Raw genomic sequence first — 23,368 nt, 5'->3', positions numbered from 1 at the left:
ATGAGCCGCAAACAGCAACTGCTCAAGCGCCATCGGCGCAACAAACGCATCGGCCTGTTGATTGCGTTGATGCTGCTGATCGCGATCGGCGTGCTGGTGGCCTGGTGGCTGCCGCTGGTGCTTGCGGTGCTGGGCTGGATCGCCCACGAGGCGTGGTTTGCCGACCATCTGTTTTATTCTCCCCAAGACGATTACCAATACAGCTTCCCGCCGTATACCCCGCAACCCAAGATTCATCTGGACGGTGAACGGCTACGGCTGGATGAGGGTGTCATGCTGGTCGATGACGCCACGCTGATACTGGCGCTGCGGGTGAAAAGTACTTGGCTGGGGCGCTTTATCGATCCGGTGGTCGAGTTGCTGGGGGGGGATAACCCCGACCGGCAAACCTTCGAGCGCGGTGTAAACGGCCTGCGTTACCTCAATCTCAGTGGTCAGGCAAACGTGTTGTCGCAAGGCGAGTTGCGTCTGCGCGGGCGTTTCTGTCGGTTGCTCGGCGAGCCTGTGCTCTGGGCGTTCGAGCAACCGGACTACCGCCGTCAGCGAGTGATGGTGATTGCACCCCATGCCGACGACGCTGAATTGGCCGCATACGGTTTGTACAGCCAGGCCGACGAAGCCTGGATCGTCACCCTGACCGCCGGTGAAATTGAAGCCGAACATTATCAACAGATGGGTCTGAACACGGTCGAGGCGGCTCGTCTCAAAGGCCGTTTGCGGGCCTGGGATAGCATCGCCGTACCGCGCTGGGCCGGGGTGCCTGAGGCCCATTGCGTGCAGTTGGGGTATTTTTGCCTGCAACTGGCGGCGATGCAGGCCGCGCCGGCCACACCGGTAGGTTCGCGCGAAGCGGATTTGGGAGACACCCGGTTATTTCGTCAGTTGAATCCATTTGCCCTGCCGGGCGATGTCGATGGTGCGCCGACCTGGAATAATTTACTGGCCGATCTGCGTGAACTGTTGCTTAGGGCGCGTCCGCAAGTGATCGTATTGCCGCATCCGTCCCTCGACCCGCACCCGGATCACATCTGTGCCCAGGCAGCGGTTCTCGAAGCGTTGAGCGGGCTGGAGTGGCAGCCGACCACCGTGCTTGGCTATGCCAACCATCTGCATGACAATGATCGTTGGCCGATGGGTGATGCGGGTCATGGCATCGCCCTGCCACCGGCGTTCGATTCGACAACGCCGATGCAGCCCTGCTGTCTGCGAATGCCTTTGGCGCGTCAGCGTGATAAAGCAATGGCGTTGGGCATGATGCACGACCTGCAACCGCCCATGCCGTTTAAGCGACGTTTACGACGGTTGGTACAGTGGCTTCTGGCCAGTAGAGTGCCGCCCGTCTATGGCGAGAACGAGTTCTTTCGCAAGGCGGTCAGGCAGCATGAGTTGTTCTGGGTTCTGAAGCATGGTGAAACATCTGTTAGGCAGAAATGAAGTATCGCGCGGCCTAGCATGGCGGCGTATCCACGCAGCAGTGAGTATTTCTGTGATCAATCCATGCCCGCGCATCCTGTTCCTGATTCCGTATTTCGGTCATTGGCCGTTCTGGATGCCGTTTTTCCTCGAGAGTTGCCGACGCAACGCTGATATCGACTGGTTGCTGTTCAGTGATTGCGGTACTCCTGAGAACCTGCCGCCCAACGTGACTGTTGAAGCCATGAGTTTCAGCGAGTATTGCGCGCTGGTATCACAGCGGCTGAATATCGACTTTGTGCCGGACGCGCCTTATAAGCTCTGCGACATCAAGCCTGCCCTGGGGCATATTCATGTCGACCGCCTGCAAGGCTATGATTTCTGGGCGTTCGGCGATATTGATCTGGTATTTGGTGACCTGCGAAGTTATTTCACCGCTGATCGGTTGGCCAGTTATGACCTGTTCTCTACCCACGAGCGGCGGGTGGCAGGCCATCTCTGTCTGATGCGCAACACTGCCCGCAAACGTGAGTTGTTCATGCAGATCAAGGACTGGCAAACACGCTTTACCGATCAGGCGCATCACGCGCTGGATGAAGGCGCATTCAGTCGGATCTTCCTCTGGCGCAAGAATTTTCCCGAGCCACTGTTCTCTCTGTTGGGCAAGCTCAATTCGTGGCGCCGCCGCAGCGAATTCATCGAGGCGTTCAGTACGCCGGGCGGTTGCATCAAGTGGCACGACGGCACGGATGATTTTCCGCAGCACTGGTATTGGCGCAATGGCTGTTTGAGTAACGATCGCGATGGCGACCGCCGGTATCCGTATTTCCACTTCGTCTGCTGGAAACGCAACGAATGGTCACGGTTGCCCCCACCCGATCCAGCCGAGATCAGGCGCCTCGCCGCCGAGCCGGCATGGGTCATCGATGCGACTGGTTTTCACCGGGGAGAGTTATGAGTCAACGGTCAAAGGTTCTGCAGTTGCAGCCTGACTACAACGTCAAAGCCCATGATTTTGCCGACCTCGCGGAGCAGATCGTCAAGGCCCTGCCGAGCGATCGCTATGAAGTGACCGCGGCGTTCCTGCGTGGCAAGCCCGGGCCTGGCGAGGCCGTAAGTCGCGCCGACCGTTCGGTGTATTTCGAGTTTTCCGACAAGTCCCTCAAGGGCATGCGCCTGCGCGCCATGTGGCAGTTGTACAAGTTTTGCCGCGCAGAAAAATTCGACGTGGTGATTTGCAATCGCTTCAAACCGGTAAACATGATGCTGGCGCTCAACCGTTGGTTGAAAGTACCGCTGTGCATCGGCATCTCCCACGGTTTTGGCGAGTACGACCGGTTTTACCGGCGCCGCCAGACCCAACGCCTGATCGATCGCCATTGGCGCTTTGTCGGCGTGTCGCCAGCGGTCAAACAGTACCTGCTCGATTGCGACTGCGGCTTTACCGACCAGAATACCTACGCGATCACCAACGCCATCGACATCGAGCAGGCTGAAGGTTTGCAGCACAGCCGCGAGCGTGCTCGCGAGTTATTGGGCATCGAACCGTCGGTGCGCTTGATCGGTGCATTGGGCCGGCTGGTGCCGGTCAAGGGCCACACCTACCTGCTGCAGGCCTTTGCCACCCTCAAGGACAAATACCCGAACACCCAACTGGCAATCATTGGTGCGGGGCGTGAAGAGTCGCGCCTGGCCGCCGAGATCGAGCGCCTTGGGCTGACCGGTCGTGCGCATTTGCTGGGTTTCAAGGAAAACGCCTTGCAGTATGTTCGGGCGTTCGACATCTGGACCATGCCGTCCTTGGCTGAAGGCCTGGGGCTGGCATTGCTCGAGGGCATGAGCGGGCACCTGCCGGTAATCGCCTCGAACGTACCGGCCATGTTGCCGCTGATTCAGGGCGCGGGCGGTCTGGCAATTACCCCGGCGGACGTGCCGACGCTGGTCGCAGCGCTGGAGAACTACCTGGGGCTGTCGGATGACGAGCTCAAGGCCAAGGGTGAACAGGCCTACCGCTATCTCCAGGAGCAACACGACATCGAGGTATTCCGCCAGGAGTACCTGAACCTGATCGACTCCGGCTTGAGTCAAGCCCGCAGGGAGCAACCATGAACGACGTGCAACCTCTCGTCACGGTCATCATCGCGTCGTACAACCACGGTCGCTATATCGAGGAAAGCATCCTCAGCGTCCTCACCCAGACCTACAAGAATATCGAGTTGCTGGTCATCGATGACGGCTCCAGCGATGACAGCGTCGAGCGCATCAATGCCTTGCAGGCGCAGCACGATTTCGATTTCCGGGTCCAGCAGAACCAGGGGCTGACCAACACCCTCAACGGCGCCATTGCGCGCTCAAAGGGCAGTTTGATCGTGCCGTTCGGGTCCGATGACATCATGTTGCCGGAGCGCATCGCCACCCAGGTGGCGTATATGGATGGCAAGCCCGAGGTCGGGATCTGCGCCGGCAACATCGAACTGATCGACGCCGACGGCAATCTCTATCCGGAGAATCGTCAGCGTCGCGATGTGCCGTTCCGTCGTCTGGATTTCGATGACATGTTCCTGGAGCGCAAGCCTTATCCGCCGGCGCCGACCCTGATGATCCGCCGTGAAGCGCTGGACAAGGTAGGCGGCTTCGATCCGAACATTCGCCTGGAGGACTTGCTGATCGAGTTGAAGGTGACCCGCGCCGGCTACTTCATCGATGGCCTGAATGTGCTGATGGCGCGCTATCGCAAGCACGCCACCAACTCCTACAAGAATAACCGCTTCATGATCGACAACATCCTGCGTTCCTACGCGCTGTTCAGCGATCATCCGTTGTACGACGAGGTGCGCTACAAATTCCTCAGCTCAATGTTCCTGAAAACCTCCAATCGCGACCGCAAGCTGGCGCGCGAACTGCTGGCGCAGATACCGTTCAAGGCCTGGAACAAGAAGACCTGGCGCGGCCTGGGGCGGCTGTATTTCTCACCGCTGGAAAAAGACTGAGCCCACCCTGAGACGCGCAGCCATCGATGCCGGTATAGCGGCCCTCACCGGCATGCCTGAGGTGTCGGGAGCAGGGCGGCGGTAACGATGGCCAGCAGGTAGGCCGCCAGCGCAATGAACGGGTTGCTTTCGACTATTAATGAGCCCGGGCGGGATGACTCCCGGTCAGTACTTGCCTGTGTAGGTTATCCACTGCAGATTTCGACGCCATCACGGCGTAGCCCTGAAGTAGCGCGCCAAAGTGGTCTTCGAACAGCCAGCGTCGATCCACGGCGTAACGCTGCATATGGCGCAGATTGCGCTTGCGCAGGGACAGGCTCAGCGATGACGGATAGATGCGCATGTCCGCCAGATCGATCAGGCCGAACTCACCGTCATCCAGTACCAGTACATTGCCCAGGTGCAGTGACCGGAAATAGACACCTTGTTCATGCAGTTGTGCCATGAACTTGCCGAAACGCTCAACCAGCGCCTGACGCACCGCGGGCGCGGTGATGCCTTGAAGAACCTGACGCAAAGTGCTGCCCGGCAGCGGCGAATAGTGTACGGCACTGCTACCGTCCTTGAGTCGATACAGGTCCAGAATTTGCGGGGTCGGGATACCCAGGTTGCGCAATTGCTCGCTGTTGGCGGCAAACCGTTCGGAATAGGGGTTGAAGCTACCCGAGGTGTACCAGCGACGGCGGCGGAACAACTTGAGGAAGCTGCCATCGACCAGGCGCAGGACTTTTGGCCCCAGCCCGTCTTCCTCGATCACCTGGGCACTGGCGGTCAACTGTTGCAGGGCGGCCGGCGTCAAGGTCCTGATCGGCATTGCCAATAGGCGTCTGGCCCGTTGGTTGATGCTTAATGCGGCGATCAGCGCCAGCGGAATCCACAGCAAAAACCAGTGCTCCTTGGGCCGGGAAATGATACCGCCGCCTTCGGTCAGGCCGGCGCCAATGCCGAATACCAGCCAGGTCGAGGCGATGATGAACAACGGCTGCAGGCGATACCGCCAGCTATTCAGCAAGCACCGGACCTGGAAGAACAGCCACGGCAGCAAGCCGAAAATACCAACGTAATAGAGCACCCCCAAGGCGAAGCTATGAGGCTCCTGCAAGGTGTAGCCGATACCGGGGTCGAGAGTCAGGGTGGCGTTGTAGCCATGACCGATCCACGGGTGCTCGGCAATTTTTTGCAGGGCCAGCTGCCAGATTTCAAAGCGATAGGAGTCGCCGCGCTCGACGATCATCTGCGAAAACAGTACGGCAACCGCTGCGCCACCGATCAACAGGGTACCCAGCAATATGAAAGAACGACGGTTCCAGCTGATGAAACTCAGCCATAACGCAGCCAGTGTCAAAGCAACCAGCGGGGTTCTGGAGCCGGTGGCGATCACCGTGGCGAACATGATCGCCATCGCCGGGATGCTCAGCCAGAGCATCTGGCGACGCTTATAGGTCATGCTCACGCTCAGCCAGTAGGTACAAAAAAAGCCGAATACGTGGGAGCTGAGCAGTGGGTTGTCGAATGCGCCGCTCCCGATCAGGCGCATGCCCGGCTCGTAGTGGCGGGTAAACATGAACAGGTTGTAGGCCGACGCGATCAGCCCGACCATTGCGGCACTGAACAGCAGGGGCTGGATGATCTCGCTTCGGTAGCGCACCAGCAGGTAGCAGCCAGCGAACAACAGCAGGGTGTGCAAAGCGGGTTTGAACTGACCGGTGACGCTTTGATCCATCGGCGGCCCCCAGCTCAGGCTGAGCAAGGCCCAGGCGGCGAACAACAGCACCGCGACGAAGATCGGTTCGCGCAGCAACTCTTTGAGTTCGCGGGGGCGCAGGCACAGGACAATAAACGATGGGATGCTGAACAGGCCATAAAACATCTTGTGATGCAGGCTGCGACCAGGCAGAAAGAACATCGCGCACAGCAGCAGGAAGTAGCCGAGTGGAAGAATCCAGAGGCAAATGAAATCGAAGACTCGATTGGATGTGTTGTTGAAGCCACTGAGTTGCATGCTGAGAGATTCAATCCTGAAGTTGATCGGCCATTTGGGGTGATGGCTATTTGATGTTGAATTCTGACGCTTAACAATAACAGCCTTTATGCGATTGCCAGAACCCTGAAGAAGCTGTGCTAAAGTCAGCGTCCTTTTTATCGACATTCGCGTGATATGACCGACTCCAGTCTCTCCGCAAGCCCATCGAGCTTGAAAATTTACTTCCGCCTGCTCAGCTATGTCCGGCCGTACATCAGCCTGTTCCTGATCAGCATTGTCGGTTTTCTGATTTTCGCTTCGACTCAGCCAATGCTCGGGTACATCCTCAAGTATTTCGTCGACGGCCTGTCCAATCCCGAAGCGGCGCTGTTTCCAACCGTACCGTACCTGCGTGATCTGCAACTGCTGCAGGCCGTGCCTTTGCTGATCATCCTGATTGCAGCGTGGCAGGGGCTCGGATCTTATCTGGGCAACTACTTTCTGGCCAAGGTTTCCCTCGGACTTGTCCACGACTTGCGTGTGCAGTTGTTCAACAATCTGCTGGTCTTGCCCAACCGTTATTTCGACAAGCATAACTCGGGTCATCTGATTTCGCGCATCACCTTCAACGTAACCATGGTCACGGGGGCGGCTACAGATGCGATCAAGGTCGTAATCCGTGAAGGCATGACGGTGGCGTTCCTGTTCGCCTCGCTGCTGTTCATGAACTGGCGCCTGACGCTGGTCATGGTTGCGATCCTGCCGTTGATCGCCTTGATGGTGCGCACCGCCAGCAAGAAATTCCGTAAACAGAGCAAGAAGATCCAGGCTGCCATGGGGGACGTGACCCACGTGGCCTCGGAAACGATCCAGGGCTATCGCGTGGTGCGCAGCTTCGGCGGCGAAGTCTATGAAGAAAGGCGTTTCTTCAATGCCAGCCAGGGCAACACCGACAAGCAATTGCGCATGACTCGCACCGGCGCCATCTATACGCCGCTGTTGCAGCTGGTGATCTACACCGCCATGGCGGTGCTGATGTTCCTGGTGTTGTTCCTGCGCGGAGATGCGTCCGCCGGTGACATGGTGGCCTACATCACTCTGGCAGGCCTGCTGCCGAAGCCGATCCGCCAATTGTCTGAAGTCAGCTCGACCATCCAGAAAGGTGTGGCCGGCGCCGAGAGTATCTTCGAGCAACTGGACGTCGAACCCGAAGTCGATAACGGCACCATCGAGCGCGATGCCGTCAGCGGTCGTCTGGATGTGCGTCACTTGAGCTTCACTTACCCGGGCACCGATCGCCAGGTACTCGATGACATCAGTTTCTCGGTCGAGCCGGGGCAAATGGTGGCATTGGTGGGGCGTTCGGGCAGCGGCAAGTCGACATTGGCCAACCTGATTCCGCGCTTCTATCACCACGACAAGGGCGAGATCCTGATCGATGGCGTTGAAGTGGAACAGTACAAGCTGCTGAACCTGCGCAGGCACATCGCCCAGGTGACCCAGCATGTGACGCTGTTCAGCGATACCGTGGCCAACAACATTGCGTATGGCGATCTGGCTGGGGCTCCCCGCGAAGACATCGAGAAGGCGGCAAGAGACGCCTACGCGATGGACTTCATTGCGCAGTTGCCCGAAGGCCTGGACACCCAGGTCGGCGAGAACGGCGTGTTGCTGTCCGGCGGTCAACGTCAGCGTCTGGCAATTGCCCGGGCCTTGCTGAAGAATGCACCGTTGCTGATTCTCGACGAAGCCACTTCGGCCCTCGATACCGAATCCGAGCGGCATATTCAGGCTGCGCTGGATCAGGTCATGAAAGGTCGAACGACGCTGGTCATCGCTCACCGGTTGTCGACCATCGAGAAGGCTGACCTGATTCTGGTCATGGATCAGGGCCGGATCGTCGAGCGCGGCACCCATGCCGAGCTTCTGGCGCAGAATGGCTACTACGCCCGCCTGAACGCCATGGGCCTCGACGCCCCGGCTGAAGACATCGCCTGATTCGATGCAAGGGTGAGCCCTGCTCACCCTTGCGTTCACCGGCGTGCAACGCGTCCGGTGGATTGTATCCAGACCTTTACGCTTCTTGACCAAACCGGAATAAATCTCGGCAACGCGCTTGTTAAGGTTCCTGAACGAACTTTGACTTCAATCGAGGGGGGCAACCCTTTCGCGCGGGTACTGCCATGCTGCAACGTTATCTCTGGAAGCTCTTGCCCAAGCCGCAGCGGGCTTTCCTGCTGGGACGCCTGTCGGTCGTGGACCGTCAGGTGATCAACAAGTCGATGTCGGCCAGCCTGAGTTTCCCACGGGCCTTCGAGCAGCGTTCCTGTCTATTCATTCATGTTCCCAAGTGTGCCGGGAGCAGCGTATGTGCGGCGATGTTCGATGGGTGGAGCCCCGGGCACTTGCCGTTGTACTGGTACGAGCAGCAATTTCCCGAGCAGTTCGCCGCCAGTTTCAAGTTCGCCTTCGTTCGTGATCCGCTGGAAAGGGCCTATTCGGCTTATGCTTTTTTGCGCGGCAACGAGTTGGGGCGGCGCGACCAGGCGGCGCAGAGGCTGGTCTGCCACTACCGCGACTTCGATGATTTCGTCGCTCGCTGGCTGCATTCGGAGACAATCAGCCGACAAATGCATTTTGCCGCGCAAACGGATTTTCTGACCGACTCCCTGGGGCATCTGGCCCTGGACTTCATTGGCTACCAGGAGCATCTGGAGCGGGATTTTCGCCTGGTCTGCGAACAGGTAGGTCACTGGGCGGTGTTGCCTCACGTCAACGGCTCGCAACAGCGGCGTCCGATGCTTGCCCGCGATTTCTGCTCGGTGCGTACCCGTCGGCTGGTGCGACGGGTGTACCAGCGCGATTACGAAATGCTCGGTTATGAATGAGACCCTGTCGATACCTGTTCCAGAGATCAGGCCTTACGATCTGTCACTGTCGAACCGCGACCGCGCCGCAATCAAATTCCAGCACCCGCGTTGCCTGTGGTTGACGGGCCTGTCAGGCGCGGGCAAGTCGACCCTGGCCAATGCACTGGAGTTGCAACTCAATCGGCACGGGCTGCACACGTTCCTGCTCGATGGCGACAACCTGCGCAATGGCCTGTGTCGTGACTTGGGAATGAGTGCTGAGTGTCGCCGGGAAAACATCCGGCGCATGGCCGAGGTGGCACGGCTGATGGTCGACGCCGGTTTGATTGTGATTGTTGCGGCGATCTCGCCGTTTCGCGCAGAGCGTGATGCCGCTCGTCGGTTGTTCGCTGAGGGCGATTTCATCGAGGTATATGTGAGCACGCCCTTCGCGGTGTGCGCGCAACGGGACCCCAAAGGTTTGTATCAAGCGGCCCGCCAAGGGCGGATCAAGAACTTCACTGGCATCGACAGCCCTTATGAGGCACCGCTGACGGCGGAGTGCGAGATCGACACCCAGGTGCTGCAACATGAGGACGCTTGCCATCGTTTATCGCAATTTCTGCTCAATAAATGAACAGAATTCCCTGCCGATTCATCCGGTTGCAGCCGCCCCGCAAGCCAGCGCCAACCCTGTGTTAATATCGCGCCCCTGTTCATTTTGTATGTGGGTTGCTCCATGAAGTTGTCCATGCCGCGATTCAATCAAGCCCCTGTCTTGGTGGTCGGCGATGTCATGCTCGACCGTTACTGGCATGGTGGTACCTCACGGATCTCCCCTGAGGCGCCGGTACCGGTCGTCAAGGTCGAGCACATCGAGGACCGCCCGGGCGGTGCCGCCAACGTTGCCTTGAACATTGCCGCGCTCGGTGCGCCGGCCTCGCTGGTCGGTGTGACCGGCGACGACGAAGCCGCCGACAGCCTGGTCAATAGCCTCAAGGGTGCCGGCGTGCGGGCATTGTTCCAGCGCATTGCGCACCAGCCGACCATCGTCAAGCTGCGGGTCATGAGCCGTCACCAGCAATTGCTGCGTATCGACTTCGAAGAGCCTTTCGCAACTGACGCCCTGGCGCTGGGCGAGCAAGTCGACGAATTGCTCGAAGGCATCAAGGTGTTGGTGCTGTCCGACTATGGCAAAGGCGCGCTGAAAAACCATCAGGTGCTGATCCAGGCCGCCCGTGCCCGTGGCATTCCGGTGCTGGCCGATCCCAAGGGCAAGGATTTCTCGATCTACCGTGGCGCGAGCCTGATCACCCCGAACCTCAGCGAGTTCGAAACCATCGTCGGCGGTTGCGCCGATGAGCACGAACTGGTGAGCAAGGGCGCGCAGCTGATGCACGACCTCGACCTCGGTGCATTGCTGGTAACCCGTGGCGAGCACGGCATGACCTTGCTGCGCCCGGATCATCCGGCGCTGCACCTGCCGGCCCGTGCCCGTGAAGTGTTCGACGTGACCGGCGCCGGCGACACGGTGATTTCTACCCTGGCGGCGGCGATCGCCGCTGGCGAAGAGCTGCCCCATGCGGTGGCCCTGGCCAACCTGGCGGCGGGCATCGTGGTCGGCAAGCTCGGTACCGCGGCCATCAGCGCACCGGAACTGCGTCGTGCGATTCAGCGCGAGGAAGGCTCCGAGCGCGGTGTGCTGGGCCTCGAGCAGTTGCTGCTGGCGGTCGATGACGCGCGAGCGCACAAAGAGAAGATCGTGTTCACCAACGGTTGCTTCGACATCCTGCATGCCGGCCACGTGACTTACCTCGAACAGGCGCGCGCCCAAGGTGATCGCCTTATCGTGGCGGTCAATGACGATGCGTCGGTGAGTCGCTTGAAAGGGCCGGGTCGGCCGATCAACAGCGTCGACCGTCGCATGGCGGTACTGGCAGGTTTGGGCGCCGTGGATTGGGTGATCAGCTTCTCTGAAGGCACCCCGGAAAACCTGCTGCGTGCGGTCAAGCCGGATGTACTGGTCAAGGGCGGTGATTACGGGATCGACCAAGTGGTTGGCGCGGACATCGTCAGCGCTTACGGCGGGACCGTGAAAGTGCTGGGGCTGGTGGAAAACAGCTCGACCACGGCGATTGTCGAGAAGATTCGCCAATCAGAGCCGGAGTAAAGCCATAAAAAAGATCGCAGCCATCGGTGGCCCCTACAGGTATACACATGACCCTGTAGGGGCCGCCGAAGGCTGCGATCTTTTGCTTTTGTGATGCTTCAGGAGCTGACTTTCTTGCGCGGCACGATTCTTTTCAGCAGTTGCTTCGCCTTCCCGCGTAACCGGGCCAGGCCCGAATCCTTCCCCGGTGGGGTCAAACCCTGCTGCCGCACCCAATCCTTCCAGCGAATCCGCTCATCCCTCACCAGCCAGCCTTCCTGCCGGGCAAAACTCTCCGCCAGATACAACCCGCGGGTACTTGCCGGGTACAGGTGATCCTTTTTCAGGGTATAGAGCTCGGCCATCGGCTGACCGTCCTGCAGTGGCATCAGGTACAAATCGGGACGTTTGCGATCGAGCCGGGCCACCAGTTGATCGCCCTCCAGCCGCTCGTCGACATGGAACAGGCTCAGGGATTTGGCTTCCTTGGGCACGTCCAGGCGCAAATCGTAGATCAATTGCAGCGAGGCTGTCGGCAAGTGCACGTAGGCCCGGGGACGTTCGATCAGCGGCATGTTCGCGCAGCGCACCGGCCGCGCCGAGCCGGAGAGTGGTGTCAGGCGAAACGGCAGGGCTTCGCGGTAATGCAGGGCTGCCGAGTAGGGCGCTGGCAGCCAGGTTTCGTTGAAGCGCCCGCTGAGCCAGCCCTCCGGGGTTTCCAGCAGGCACTCTTCGGCAATTTCCTGGGTCGCCGTGTGCAGCGGCAGGTTCAGCTCATGGGCCGGCACGTAGCCGGAGATCAGCTTGAGCACCACGTCGCCGCGATCCTGCCGACGCTGACGCACCAACACCCAGTAATCGCGATTCTGCCAATGCAGGGTCAGGCGCACCGAGACCCCAAGGTTCGCCAGCTCCAGGGCAAACCGCTCGCTGTCGGCCACCGTCACCGGACGGCGGCGTTGCAGGGTCTGGGAAAAATTCAACGGCATCCCGACGCTCTGATAACTCAAACCTTCGGGTGTGGCTTCGACGAACAGCGGCAGGGTCTTGAAGTTGCTCGGGTTCTTTCTGATCAGCGTACGCGGCATGTCGGCTCCTGCTTAAGGCCGCGTGGGCGGCATCAATGGCTACGAAGGACCTGGGCAACGGTCGCGACGTTATGGGCGAGGTGCAGCGGATTGATGGTCCCGACAATAGCACTGGCCACCCCCGGGTGTTCAAACAACAATTCGAAGCTGGCACGCACCGGATCAACGCCCGGGCTCAGGCACACATGGCCGCTGGCCAGGGCCTTTTTGACCAGGATCGCTTTGCCGTGAGCAGCAGCATAGTCAATGACTGGCTTCTCGTTCTGTTCGTTCAGATTGTAGGTGACCATTGCGCAATCACCTTGTTCCAGAGCCTTCAAGCCGCCTTCGACGGTTTTACCGGAAAAACCGAAACCGCGAATCTTGCCTTCGCGCTTGAGCTCGGCAAGGGTCGCATAGACCTCACTGTCGTTGAGGATCGCCAGGTCGTTGCCGTCGGAATGCACCAGCACCAGATCGATAAAGTCCGTTTCCAGGCGTTGCAGGCTGCGCTCCACTGAGAGCCGGGTATGCGCGGCGCTGAAATCATGGCGGGACTGACCGTCGGCGAACTCTTCACCGACCTTGCTGACGATTACCCAGTCCTGACGCTGACCACGCAGCAACGGGCCGAGACGCTCTTCGCTGCGGCCATAGGCCGGGGCGGTGTCGATCAGGTTGATGCCCAGGTCGCGCGCGAGTTTGAGCAGCATGCGGGCTTCGTCGTCGCCGGGGATCTGAAAGCCGTTGGGGTATTTCACCCCTTGATCGCGGCCAAGTTTCACTGTGCCCAGGCCCAGGGGCGATACCAGCAGGCCGGTGCTGCCCAGCGGACGATGCAGGTCATGCAGGGTCGGTTGGCTCATGGCAGCAGTTGCTCCCAGGCAGGGGTGCCTATCGGCGGTTTCGGCAGTTCCGGCAGCGGGGCCGGATGGCTCGGCTGAATACCGTCGCGTTGCAGTGTGGCGAAGACGCGGTCGGCGAAGTCCGGTGCCAGGGCCAGTTTGGTCGGCCAGCCCACCAGCAGACGATTCTGCTCGGCGAGGAAGGCGTTGTCCGGGCGGGTCAAGCCCGATTGCAGCGGCTCGGCGCGTTCGACCCGCAAGGTCGCCCACTGTGCGGTGCTCAGGTCGATCCACGGCAGAAGTTGGCCAAGTTCTTTCTGGGCGGCGGCAATTTGCGCGGCTGGCTCGCGGGCCACGCCTTCGGCTTCGGCGATGTCGCCGCCCACGTACCAGACCCACTGGCCATCGGCGGCCGGGTGAGTGGTCACGGTGACGCGTGGCTTCGGCCCGCCGCCCAGACAGTGGGCGTACAGCGGTTTGAGGCTCGGGCCTTTGACGATGATCATGTGCAGGGGGCGGCGCTGCATGGCCGGTTGGTTCAGGCCCAGCGCGGTCAGCAGGTCAGCGGTGCCGGCACCGGCACTGAGAACGATGCGCTGGGCGCGGATTTCGCGTTCGTCGACTTTCAAACCGACCAGTTCACCATTCTCCAGCAGCGGTTCGATGTGCTGACCGGCCAGCAGGCCGTCGCCAGCCAGGTCGGCCAGGCGCTGGATCAGGCTTGGCACGTCGACCACCAGTTCCGTCAGGCGATAGACCTTGCCCTTGAAGCGCTTGTCTTGCAGCGCTGGCGGCAATTGATCACCTTTGACTTGATCGACCCGCCCGCGCACGGCTTTGCTGGCGAAAAAGCTGGTGAGGTTGCCAGCGAGGGTGCCGGGGGACCAGAGGTAATGGGCATCGGACAATACGCGCACGCCGGACAGGTCCAGTTCACCGTCGCCGGCCAGCGCCTCACGCCAGCGACGCGGCATGTCGGCAATGGCTTCCGAGGCTCCGGTCAGGGCGCCGTGCAACGCGTATTTGGCACCGCCGTGGATGATGCCCTGAGACTTCAGGCTCTGCCCGCCACCGAGACTGGCGCTTTCCACCAGCACGGTCGAAAAACCCTGGCGGCGCAGGCGTGCATTCAGCCAGAGGCCGGCGACACCAGCGCCGACAATCAGAACGTCGGTGGAAATAACGGATGGCATGCAGCGACCTCAGTGTTCAAGACGAGGGCGCAGTATACAGACTCGATGCGCAGGAGATTTGTTGGTGATCAATAGAGCGGATGCAAAACCTGTGGCGAGGGAGCAAGCTCCCTCGCCACAGGGAGGTTGATGTCGGCAGTTAATGCCCCGCGGTTTTCGAGAACAGCTGAATAACCACGACGCCCAGCACAATCAACGCCATCCCCAGCATTGCCGGCACATCCAGTTTCTGCCCGTAGATAAACAGCGCCGCGACGCTGACCATCACGATGCCCATGCCGGCCCACACCGCGTAGGCCACGCCGACCGGAACGCTGCGCACCACCAGGGTCAGCATCCCGAAAGCAATGCCGTAACCGACGATGACCAGCAGCAGCGGCAGTGGCGTGCTGATACCCTTGACCGCTTTCATCGAAACGGTGGCGATCACTTCGGCGCAGATGGCAATGGCGAGGTAGTAGTAAGCGGTCATGGGTCAATCCTCGTATGAAGTGTTGCTTTCTGAGGTCGGCATTCTAGAGATCCGCCAGATGCGGTAAAGTCATTACCTATCTGTTCTGGAGATGGGTTGAGCCATGAATATGCAATGGAGTCTGGAACAGCTGCACTTGTTTGTCAGTGTCGCGGAACAACGTTCCTTTTCCGCGGTGGCGCGGGATCAGCGCAAGGCGCAGTCGGCGGTCAGCAGTTCGATTGCGCTGCTGGAAGAAGACCTGGGCGTCAGCCTGTTCGATCGCAGCAGTGGTCGCCAGCCGAAACTCACCGAAGCCGGCACCGCGCTGCTTGAAGAGGCGCGGGAAGTGCTGCGCCAATGTGAGCGCCTCAATGGCCGGGCACTGGCGATGATGCGCGGTCAGGAAGCGAGTTTGCGGGTGGCTCAGGACGAGGCAATGCCTTATCAGGCAGTGGTTGAAAGCTTCGAAGCCCTGGCCGAACAATTTCCCAGCCTCGAAGTGCAACTGACCAGCGCTGCCCAGGGTGATGTCGCGCGCAAACTGGTGGAGCGTCGGGCCGACCTGGGCTTGCTGTTTTATCACGAGCAGATTCCCGAAGCCCTTGAGCGCCGAGTGCTGGGCAGCGTTGAAATGGTCACGGTGTGCGGCGTGGGGCATCCATTGGCGCAGCAGACGCAGGTCAATTGCCAGCAACTGGCGCAGCATCGACAGCTGCTGATGTCCACGCAGTCCAGCGTCTATCCCGGCAGTGAGCCGGCCAGCCCGCAGGTCTGGCGGGCCGACAGTTTTTATGTGATGGCCGAATGGGTGATGCGCGGCCTCGGCTGGGCCTGGTTGCCGCGCCACGTGGTGCAGTACCCGGCGTATCAGAATCTGATGGTCGAACTGACCAGCGAATGGACGCCGCCGGCATTGATTGTGGAGCTGGTCTGGCGCCGCGACGAGCCCCTCGGCCCGGCAGCCCGTTGGCTGGCGGAACGTTTTGCCGTGCACTTGCAGGCGATTGGCTAAAAAACCGATAAACTCCGCCGCCATGAATAGAACCCTCTACACCGCGCTGTTTTACCTGGGGCTGCCATTGGTAGCGATTCGGCTTTGGCTGCGGGCGCGCAAGGCGCCGGCGTACGCCAAACGCATTGGCGAGCGTTTCTCCCTCGCGCTACCGGCGATGAAGCCGGACGGCCTTTGGGTGCACGCGGTGTCGGTAGGCGAAAGCATCGCCGCGGCGCCGATGATCCGTGCCTTGCTGCAGCGATATCCGACGCTGCCGATCACCGTCACCTGCATGACCCCGACCGGGTCTGAGCGCATCCAGGCGCTGTTTGCCAACGAGCCGCGCATCCAGCACTGCTATTTGCCTTATGACTTGCCTTGCGCTGCGGCGCGATTCCTTGATCGGGCCCGGCCGAAACTGGCAGTGATCATGGAAACCGAACTCTGGCCCAACCATATCCATCAGTGCGCCAAGCGTGGAATTCCCGTGGCCCTGGCTAATGCGCGACTGTCTGAGCGCTCGGCCAAAGGTTATGGCCGCTTCCATAACCTGACCCGGCCGATGCTCGCCGAGATGAGCCTGTTCGCAGTGCAGACCGAAGCCGAGGCGCAGCGTTTCCGCGATTTGGGCGCGCGCCCGGAAACGGTTGAAGTGACCGGTTCGATCAAGTTCGACCTGACTATCGATCCGCAACTGCTGCAGCGTGCTGCCGAGCTGCGCGGGCAATGGCAGGCGCAGGATCGCCCGGTGTGGATCGCCGCGAGCACCCATGAAGGTGAAGACGAAGTGGTGCTCGATGCCCATCGTCGGCTGTTGGCCAATCATCCCGATGCCTTGTTGATTCTGGTACCGCGTCATCCGGAGCGCTTCAACCCGGTGTTTGAGTTGTGCCGGCAAAAAGGTTTCACCACGGTGCGGCGTTCGACGGGCGAGCCGGTGACCGCAGATACTTCGGTGTTGCTGGGCGACACCATGGGCGAGTTGCTGTTTCTCTACGCCTTGGCCGACAGCGCTTTCGTCGGCGGCAGCCTGGTGCCCAATGGTGGCCATAACCTGCTGGAACCGGCGGCCTTGGCCAAACCGGTGCTCAGTGGGCCGCACCTGTTCAACTTCCTCGAAATCGCCGCGCAGTTGCGCAGCGCCGGGGCGCTGGCCGAGGTCGACGATGCTGAAGGCCTGGCACTGGCGGTGCAGCGGCTGTTCGAACTGCCGCGCGATGCACAGCGGATGGCGGAGGCGGGGCTGAAGGTAATGCGCACCAATCAGGGTGCGTTGCAGCGGTTGCTGGACGGGTTGGGCAGGTTGATCGAGCGGTAGACCGAGTCGCGCGAACAAAAAAGATCGTCCGAACGCGGCCCGAGCCTTCGGACGATCTTTTGCTGTTTAAGGCCTCGCTTTCAACTGCTCCGCCGCAGCCTTCGCCAGATCTGGTGGCAAGAAGTCCTTGTCCGGGTTGTAGTCGGCTTTGAGATAACGGGTCAGGTCCTGCAAGTCCCCCGGGTTCAAGGTGCCGGCGGCCTGCTTCAGGCGCAGGTTGTCGAGGATGTAGTCGTAGCGCGTGTTGTTGTAGTTGCGCACCGAGGTGTACAGCTGACGCTGGGCATCGAGCACGTCGACGATGTTGCGCGTCCCCACCTGATAACCGATTTCGGTCGCTTCCACCGCGCTCTGGTTGGAAATGATCGACTGTCGACGTGCCTGCACCTGCTCGACGTCGGTGTTGACGGCGCGGTGCAGGTTACGGGTGTTTTCCACGACCTGGCGACGCAGCGCTTCGCGTTGTTGCTCGGTCTGATCCAGCCGTGAGTAAGACTCACGCACCTGGGAACTGGTGAGCCCGCCGCTGTAGATCGGAATGCTCAATTGCAGGCCGACAGTGCGCTGCTCGACATCGCCGCCGTAATGCACGCCGGTCGCGCTCGGGTTGGTAAAACCGAGGGCGTCGTTGTCACCTTTCCTGTATTGCGCGACCGCATCCAGGGTGGGGGCATGCCCGGCCTTGCGCTGCTTGAGGGTTTCTTCGGCGGCGCTCACCGCGTAGTTGCTGGCCAGCAGATTGAGGTTCTGCTTGGCGGCGGTGTCGACCCAAGCCTTGGCGTCGTTCGGTGCCGGCGGCAGGATCGGCAAGGTGTGGACGATGCCCTGGATCGAGTTGTACTGGCGGTTGGTCAGGGTGATCAGCGCTTCGAACGCGTCATCCACCTGACGCTGGGCGACAATCCGGTTGGCCCGCGCGGTGTCGTAACTGGCCTGGGATTGCAGCACATCGGTCTTGTCCGACAGGCCGACGTCGAAGCGCTCGTTGGACTGGTCGAGCTGGCGTTTGAAGGCTGCTTCTTCGGCCTTGGTCGAGGCCAGGTTGTCCTGGCTGCGCAGTACGTTGAAGTAGCTTTCGGCGCTTTGCAGGATCAAGTTTTGTTCAGTGGCCGAGAGTTGCAAGGCGGCCTGTTCGTTGACGTCCTTGGCGGCCTGGAACTGGAACCAGCGGTCGGCGCGGAAAATCGGTTGCGACAAGGTCGCCTGATACACCGTGCCGCTGCGGTTCGAGGTCACCGATGGTTGATCGAGCGCGGTGCGGGTGTCGTTCATGTTGGCACCGGCCGACAGGTTGGGCAGCAACCCGGCGCGGGCCTGGGGCACGACTTCCTTCTGGGCGCCGTACTGGGCGCGGGCGGCGGCGATATCGGCGTTGTTGTCCACCGCTTCTTGATAGACGCTGACCAGGTCGGTCTTGGTCGATAAGGGCGCTTCTGCTGCCCAGGCCATTCCATTGGACGCACAAGACACGGCAAGGGCCAGTGAGAGTTTGCGCAGCATGAGGCCATCCCTAAAAAATTACGCTGATAATTTGAACGCCAAGGCTACGGCGCGGCGCACTGCAGCGTCAAGGCAGAGCGTCAAGGCGCGGCACGGCGTAGCGAGTGTAGTTGCACGCAGGCACGGCAACAATCCGCTGATTGCGCCATTCATCATGGTGTTTACCGTGGTGTTGGCGTTCTTTGCCGGTTATGTCTAGACTGGCCGGGTTCTTGTCGGGGTGCCTTGCTATGAGGCTGAGATCGAATAATTTCGGATCCCGTTGAACCTGATCAGGTTAGCGCCTGCGTAGGGAACAAGATTTCTCGTCACCCGGCGAGTCCTCTTGTGCTTCGTCCGGGATGTTGTTCGACAATCGAACACCCCTCGAGCATCGAGCACAGCACCTGCTGGAATTTCCAGCGCCCGTGCGTCCATTCGTTTACAGGTTCGCTCCGACAAAAATCCACCGCCTGGATGTGTGTCTGGAGAGCCCGTGATGACTACAAAATCAAAAAGCGCAACCAACCTGAGTGACTCGGCCAAGGTCGATCAGCAATCGGTTCAGCCGTTTACCCGCTCGCAAAAAATCTATGTTCAGGGCACACGCCCCGACATCCTCGTGCCGATGCGCGAAATCAGCCTGGATGTGACCCCGACCGACTTCGGCGGCGAAATCAACGCGCCAGTGGTGGTATATGACACCTCGGGCCCGTACACCGACCCCAATGTCACCATCGATGTGCGCAAAGGCCTGGGTGATGTGCGGTCGCCGTGGATCGAATCCCGTGGCGACACCGAGCGCCTGTCCGGCCTGAGCTCCAACTTCGGCCAGGAACGCCTCGCCGATCCGGAACTGACCAAGCTGCGTTTCGCCCACGTCAACAACCCGCGCCGCGCCAAGCCGGGTGCCAACGTCAGCCAGATGCACTACGCCCGTAAAGGCATCATCACCGCCGAGATGGAATACGTCGCCATCCGCGAAAACATGAAGCTCGAAGTGGCCCGCGCCGCCGGCCTGCTGGACCAGCAACACGCCGGCCACAGCTTTGGCGCCAGCGTGCCGAAAATCATCACCCCGGAATTCGTCCGTGAAGAGATCGCCCGCGGTCGCGCGATCATTCCGGCCAACATCAACCACACCGAACTGGAACCGATGATCATCGGCCGCAACTTCCTGGTGAAGATCAACGGCAACATCGGCAACAGTGCCTTGGGTTCGTCCATCGAAGAAGAAGTGGCGAAGCTGACCTGGGGCATTCGCTGGGGTTCGGACACGGTCATGGACCTGTCCACCGGCAAGCACATCCACGAAACCCGCGAATGGATTATCCGTAACTCGCCGGTGCCGATCGGTACCGTGCCGATCTATCAGGCACTGGAGAAGGTCAATGGCGTCGCCGAAGACCTGACCTGGGAGTTGTTCCGCGACACACTGATCGAACAGGCCGAGCAGGGCGTCGACTACTTCACCATCCACGCCGGCGTGTTGCTGCGCTACGTGCCGCTGACTGCCAAGCGCGTGACCGGCATCGTCTCCCGTGGCGGTTCGATCATGGCCAAGTGGTGCCTGGCGCACCACAAGGAAAACTTCCTCTACACCCATTTCGAAGACATCTGCGAAATCATGAAGGCCTACGACGTCAGCTTCTCGCTGGGCGATGGCCTGCGTCCGGGCTCGATTGCCGACGCCAACGACGAAGCGCAATTCGGTGAACTGGAAACCCTCGGCGAGCTGACCAAAATCGCCTGGAAGCATGACGTGCAGTGCATGATCGAAGGCCCGGGCCACGTGCCGATGCAGTTGATCAAAGAGAACATGGACAAGCAGCTGGAGTGCTGCGACGAGGCGCCGTTCTACACCCTCGGCCCACTGACCACCGACATCGCCCCAGGCTACGACCACATCACTTCCGGTATCGGTGCGGCGATGATCGGCTGGTTCGGTTGCGCCATGCTCTGCTACGTGACGCCGAAGGAGCACTTGGGCCTGCCGAACAAGGATGACGTGAAGACCGGGATCATCACCTACAAGATCGCCGCTCACGCCGCCGACCTGGCCAAAGGGCATCCGGGGGCACAGATTCGCGACAACGCCTTGAGCAAGGCACGTTTCGAATTCCGCTGGGAAGACCAGTTCAACCTGGGCCTCGATCCAGACACCGCGCGCTCGTACCACGATGAAACCCTGCCGAAGGATTCGGCCAAGGTCGCGCACTTCTGCTCCATGTGCGGGCCGAAATTCTGCTCGATGAAAATCACCCAGGAAGTCCGTGAATATGCGGCCAACCAGCGGATCGAAACCGTCGATGCCGAAGTCGCCAAGGGACTGGCGGAACAGGCTGAGCGGTTCAAGCAGGAAGGCAGTCAGCTGTACAAGAAGGTTTGATCTGACCGGCGCACTCCGGTGCGCCGCTTACCCTTGTGGCGAGGGAGCTTGCTCCCGCTCGGCTGTGAAGCAGTCGTAAAATCGGTAATCGCAATCTGACTGTCAGACCGCGGTGACTTGTTTTGGGTCTGCTTCGCAGACCAGCGGGAGCAAGCTCCCTCGCCACAAAGGGTGGTCAACACCACAACACATGTTCCTCTGAGATAACACCCTTTGAGCATTCAACCCAGCACTTACTCCCCGGACATCGCCGTGCCGACCGACAAGCGCGTCTTCGGCGGTCGGGATCTGTTTTCCCTGTGGTTCTCCCTCGGCATCGGCCTGATGGTATTGCAGACCGGCGCGTTGCTCGCGCCGGGTCTGGGCCTGTCCGGTTCATTGCTGGCGATTTTTCTCGGCACGCTGGTCGGCGTGCTGTTGCTGGCCGCTGTCGGCGTGATCGGCAGTGACACCGGCCTGTCATCGATGGCCGCGCTCAAACTCAGCCTTGGTAAAAAAGGCGCAAGCCTTCCGGCGGTGCTGAACCTGCTGCAACTGATTGGTTGGGGTTCGTTCGAAATCATCGTGATGCGCGACGCCGCCAGCCTGCTCGGCGCCCGTGCATTCAGCGAAGGCAGCCTGTGGTCGAACCCGCTGCTATGGACGCTGTTCTTCGGTGCACTGGCCACCTTGCTGGCGGTCAGCGGTCCGCTGACCTTCGTGCGCAAGATCCTGCGCAAGTGGGGCATCTGGCTGTTGCTGGCCGCGTGCATCTGGCTGACCTGGAACCTGTTCGCCAAGGCCGACCTGGCGGCGTTGTGGGCGCAGGCCGGTGATGGTTCGATGCCGTTCGCCGTGGGCTTCGACATTGCGATCGCGATGCCGCTGTCCTGGCTGCCGCTGATTGCCGACTACTCGCGCTTCGGCAAGCGTGCGAAGAATGTGTTCGGCGGTACGGCGCTGGGTTTCTTTATCGGTAACTTCTGGCTGATGAGCCTGGGCGTGGCGTACACCCTGGCGTTCGCGCCGAGCGGTGAAGTGAATGCCTTGCTGCTGGCGCTGGCCGGTGCGGGCCTGGGGATTCCGTTGCTGCTGATTCTGTTGGATGAATCAGAAAATGCCTTTGCCGATATTCATTCGGCGGCGGTGTCCAGCGGGATTCTGTTGCGCTTGAAAGTCGAGCATCTGGCCTTGGCCATCGGCGTGATCTGCACACTGATCGCTTGCCTGGCGCCATTGGCCCAGTACCAGAATTTCCTGCTGTTGATCGGTTCGGTGTTTGCGCCGCTGTTTGGCGTGGTGCTGGTGGATCACTTCATCCTGCGCAAACGCAGTGCCCGTGTGGCATCGGCTGCCTTGCGCTGGCCGGCGTTGCTCGCCTGGCTGGGCGGGGTGAGCACCTATCACTTGCTGGCCAATCTCTATCCGGACATCGGCGCAACCCTGCCGTCGCTGGTACTGGCAGGGCTGCTGCAACTGGTGCTTGGTCGAGCCTTCAGCTACGGCCGGGAAACAGCTCAGGCTTGAGAATGCCGTTCAGGCGTGGGTAGGGGATCTTCAGTTCGACGTGGCCCAATGCGTAAGGCGCAAGGGTGCTCACCTCGTACTTGAGGATCACCCCGCCGTACGTCAACGCTACGTTCTGGGTTTTCACGAACGGCCAGCTCTTGACGAACTCTGGCTCCTGATCGAGTTTGGTGCTGATCAACCAGCTGTTGTGCGCCACTTGGGCCGCTTTCCAGAACGCTTCTTCCTGCCCCGGGATCACCATATCCGACAGCGTCAGCACTTTATGCTGCTGACGCGAGTAGTTGATGAAACCGCGGCCCGGCGTGCCATGGGCACCGCCGCTGTCCAGATAGCTGGACAATTCAATGATCACCAAGCCGTCATGCTGCTCACGTACCTTGGCTTGCAAGTAGCTGCTGTAGCGCGGCTCGGCGCTGTTCAGAAATTGCTCGCGATACGCTGCCAGCGTCGGCGCTACAGGGGCGTCGGGTGAGGTGCGGGTCATTTGCAGCAAACGTTTTTCGATGATGCCGTCAAGCGCAGGCTCAGCCGGGAAGTGCAGCGTATCGATGTTCACCAGCGGGCAGTCAGGGTTGGCGCAACCCGGTTTCAGCTGTTCGGAAGCGTCGCGGGTGGTTTCCAGCGGCGCCCGGTAATTGGGCTGGAAAAGACTCTGGCACGCACCCAAGGTCAGGGCGATGGCGGCCACGGAGGCGATCTTGAAAAGCGACATGGGCGTCCTTAATGAAACAGGGGAAGGCGAAAAGTTACCCGCTT

General features: G+C 60.5%; 19 protein-coding genes and 1 riboswitch. Of the genes, 12 read left to right on the top strand and 7 right to left on the bottom strand.

What is annotated here, in order from left to right; all coding sequences use genetic code 11:
* Genes F475_RS10855 through F475_RS10840 form a run of 4 tightly spaced genes read left to right on the top strand, consistent with a single transcriptional unit; the run spans window position 1 to window position 4,403 of the window.
* Window positions 1-1,434, top strand: a complete 1,434-nt coding sequence (locus F475_RS10855) for a PIG-L deacetylase family protein (protein WP_111454010.1) — start codon at window positions 1-3, stop codon at window positions 1,432-1,434.
* A 52-nt stretch (window positions 1,435-1,486) separates the two neighbouring features.
* Complete coding sequence (locus F475_RS10850; protein WP_064615989.1) at window positions 1,487-2,371, top strand: DUF6625 family protein; 885 nt, start codon at window positions 1,487-1,489, stop codon at window positions 2,369-2,371.
* A complete protein-coding gene (locus tag F475_RS10845; protein WP_064615990.1) occupies window positions 2,368-3,522 on the top strand; it encodes a glycosyltransferase family 4 protein in 1,155 nt (384 codons plus the stop codon). The genes F475_RS10850 and F475_RS10845 overlap by 4 nt, the downstream gene beginning before the upstream one ends.
* Window positions 3,519-4,403 carry a glycosyltransferase gene (locus F475_RS10840; protein ID WP_064615991.1) on the top strand — a complete coding sequence of 295 codons (885 nt, stop codon included), beginning with the start codon at window positions 3,519-3,521 and terminating at the stop codon, window positions 4,401-4,403. The genes F475_RS10845 and F475_RS10840 overlap by 4 nt, the downstream gene beginning before the upstream one ends.
* A 136-nt stretch (window positions 4,404-4,539) precedes the next feature.
* Here F475_RS10840 and F475_RS10835 read toward each other — a convergent pair whose 3' ends face one another.
* On the bottom strand, window positions 4,540-6,405 hold the full coding sequence (locus F475_RS10835) for an O-antigen ligase family protein (protein WP_111453897.1): 1,866 nt from the start codon (window positions 6,403-6,405) through the stop codon (window positions 4,540-4,542).
* Window positions 6,406-6,561: 156 nt separating this feature from the next.
* On the opposite strand from F475_RS10835, the gene msbA reads away from it, so the two are divergent.
* From msbA to hldE, 4 genes are all read left to right on the top strand, one after another.
* The gene (msbA, locus tag F475_RS10830; protein ID WP_019020918.1) at window positions 6,562-8,364 is read left to right on the top strand and encodes a lipid A export permease/ATP-binding protein MsbA; all 1,803 of its coding nucleotides are present in this window, start codon (window positions 6,562-6,564) and stop codon (window positions 8,362-8,364) included.
* A 185-nt stretch (window positions 8,365-8,549) separates the two neighbouring features.
* A complete protein-coding gene (locus tag F475_RS10825) occupies window positions 8,550-9,254 on the top strand; it encodes a sulfotransferase family 2 domain-containing protein (RefSeq protein ID WP_018928543.1) in 705 nt (234 codons plus the stop codon).
* A complete protein-coding gene (gene cysC / locus F475_RS10820; RefSeq protein ID WP_111453896.1) occupies window positions 9,247-9,852 on the top strand; it encodes an adenylyl-sulfate kinase in 606 nt (201 codons plus the stop codon). Before F475_RS10825 ends, cysC begins: the two co-directional genes overlap by 8 nt.
* A 102-nt stretch (window positions 9,853-9,954) precedes the next feature.
* Window positions 9,955-11,385 (top strand): bifunctional D-glycero-beta-D-manno-heptose-7-phosphate kinase/D-glycero-beta-D-manno-heptose 1-phosphate adenylyltransferase HldE, encoded by a 1,431-nt coding sequence (hldE, locus tag F475_RS10815; RefSeq protein WP_086944092.1) that lies wholly within the window; start codon window positions 9,955-9,957, stop codon window positions 11,383-11,385.
* A 98-nt stretch (window positions 11,386-11,483) separates the two neighbouring features.
* On the opposite strand, the gene F475_RS10810 is transcribed toward hldE, so the two are convergent.
* From F475_RS10810 to F475_RS10795, 4 genes are all read right to left on the bottom strand, one after another.
* Window positions 11,484-12,452 carry a metal ABC transporter ATPase gene (locus F475_RS10810; RefSeq protein WP_086944091.1) on the bottom strand — a complete coding sequence of 323 codons (969 nt, stop codon included), beginning with the start codon at window positions 12,450-12,452 and terminating at the stop codon, window positions 11,484-11,486.
* 32 nt (window positions 12,453-12,484) lie between these two features.
* Window positions 12,485-13,297, bottom strand: coding sequence for an aldo/keto reductase (locus F475_RS10805; RefSeq protein WP_086944090.1), 813 nt, complete (start codon window positions 13,295-13,297; stop codon window positions 12,485-12,487).
* Window positions 13,294-14,469 carry an FAD-binding oxidoreductase gene (locus F475_RS10800; RefSeq protein ID WP_111453895.1) on the bottom strand — a complete coding sequence of 392 codons (1,176 nt, stop codon included), beginning with the start codon at window positions 14,467-14,469 and terminating at the stop codon, window positions 13,294-13,296. The genes F475_RS10805 and F475_RS10800 overlap by 4 nt, the downstream gene beginning before the upstream one ends.
* A 139-nt stretch (window positions 14,470-14,608) precedes the next feature.
* Window positions 14,609-14,941, bottom strand: coding sequence for a multidrug efflux SMR transporter (locus F475_RS10795; protein ID WP_007939639.1), 333 nt, complete (start codon window positions 14,939-14,941; stop codon window positions 14,609-14,611).
* 103 nt (window positions 14,942-15,044) lie between these two features.
* On the opposite strand from F475_RS10795, the gene F475_RS10790 reads away from it, so the two are divergent.
* Both F475_RS10790 and waaA read left to right on the top strand, forming a co-directional pair.
* A complete protein-coding gene (locus tag F475_RS10790; RefSeq protein ID WP_018928534.1) occupies window positions 15,045-15,935 on the top strand; it encodes a LysR family transcriptional regulator in 891 nt (296 codons plus the stop codon).
* A gap of 22 nt (window positions 15,936-15,957) precedes the next feature.
* Window positions 15,958-17,235, top strand: coding sequence for a lipid IV(A) 3-deoxy-D-manno-octulosonic acid transferase (waaA, locus tag F475_RS10785; RefSeq protein WP_064615997.1), 1,278 nt, complete (start codon window positions 15,958-15,960; stop codon window positions 17,233-17,235).
* A gap of 66 nt (window positions 17,236-17,301) precedes the next feature.
* On the opposite strand, the gene F475_RS10780 is transcribed toward waaA, so the two are convergent.
* Complete coding sequence (locus F475_RS10780) at window positions 17,302-18,735, bottom strand: TolC family outer membrane protein (protein WP_064615998.1); 1,434 nt, start codon at window positions 18,733-18,735, stop codon at window positions 17,302-17,304.
* A 206-nt stretch (window positions 18,736-18,941) separates the two neighbouring features.
* Window positions 18,942-19,047: riboswitch (TPP riboswitch) on the top strand.
* Between the two features lie 166 nt (window positions 19,048-19,213).
* Here F475_RS10780 and thiC point away from each other — a divergent pair.
* Window positions 19,214-21,103 (top strand): phosphomethylpyrimidine synthase ThiC, encoded by a 1,890-nt coding sequence (gene thiC / locus F475_RS10775; RefSeq protein ID WP_018928531.1) that lies wholly within the window; start codon window positions 19,214-19,216, stop codon window positions 21,101-21,103.
* 213 nt (window positions 21,104-21,316) lie between these two features.
* Window positions 21,317-22,609 (top strand): putative hydroxymethylpyrimidine transporter CytX, encoded by a 1,293-nt coding sequence (cytX, locus tag F475_RS10765; RefSeq protein ID WP_019650713.1) that lies wholly within the window; start codon window positions 21,317-21,319, stop codon window positions 22,607-22,609.
* Here cytX and F475_RS10760 read toward each other — a convergent pair.
* Window positions 22,578-23,324, bottom strand: coding sequence for an RsiV family protein (locus F475_RS10760; protein ID WP_019582183.1), 747 nt, complete (start codon window positions 23,322-23,324; stop codon window positions 22,578-22,580). The genes cytX and F475_RS10760 overlap by 32 nt on opposite strands.
* Window positions 23,325-23,368 lie beyond the last annotated feature (44 nt).

This window comes from Pseudomonas sp. URMO17WK12:I6, assembly GCF_003253625.1.
Taxonomy (GTDB): Bacteria; Pseudomonadota; Gammaproteobacteria; order Pseudomonadales; family Pseudomonadaceae; genus Aquipseudomonas.
Note: the sequence above shows the minus strand (reverse complement) of the source record. Positions and strands in the feature narration are given on the sequence as shown.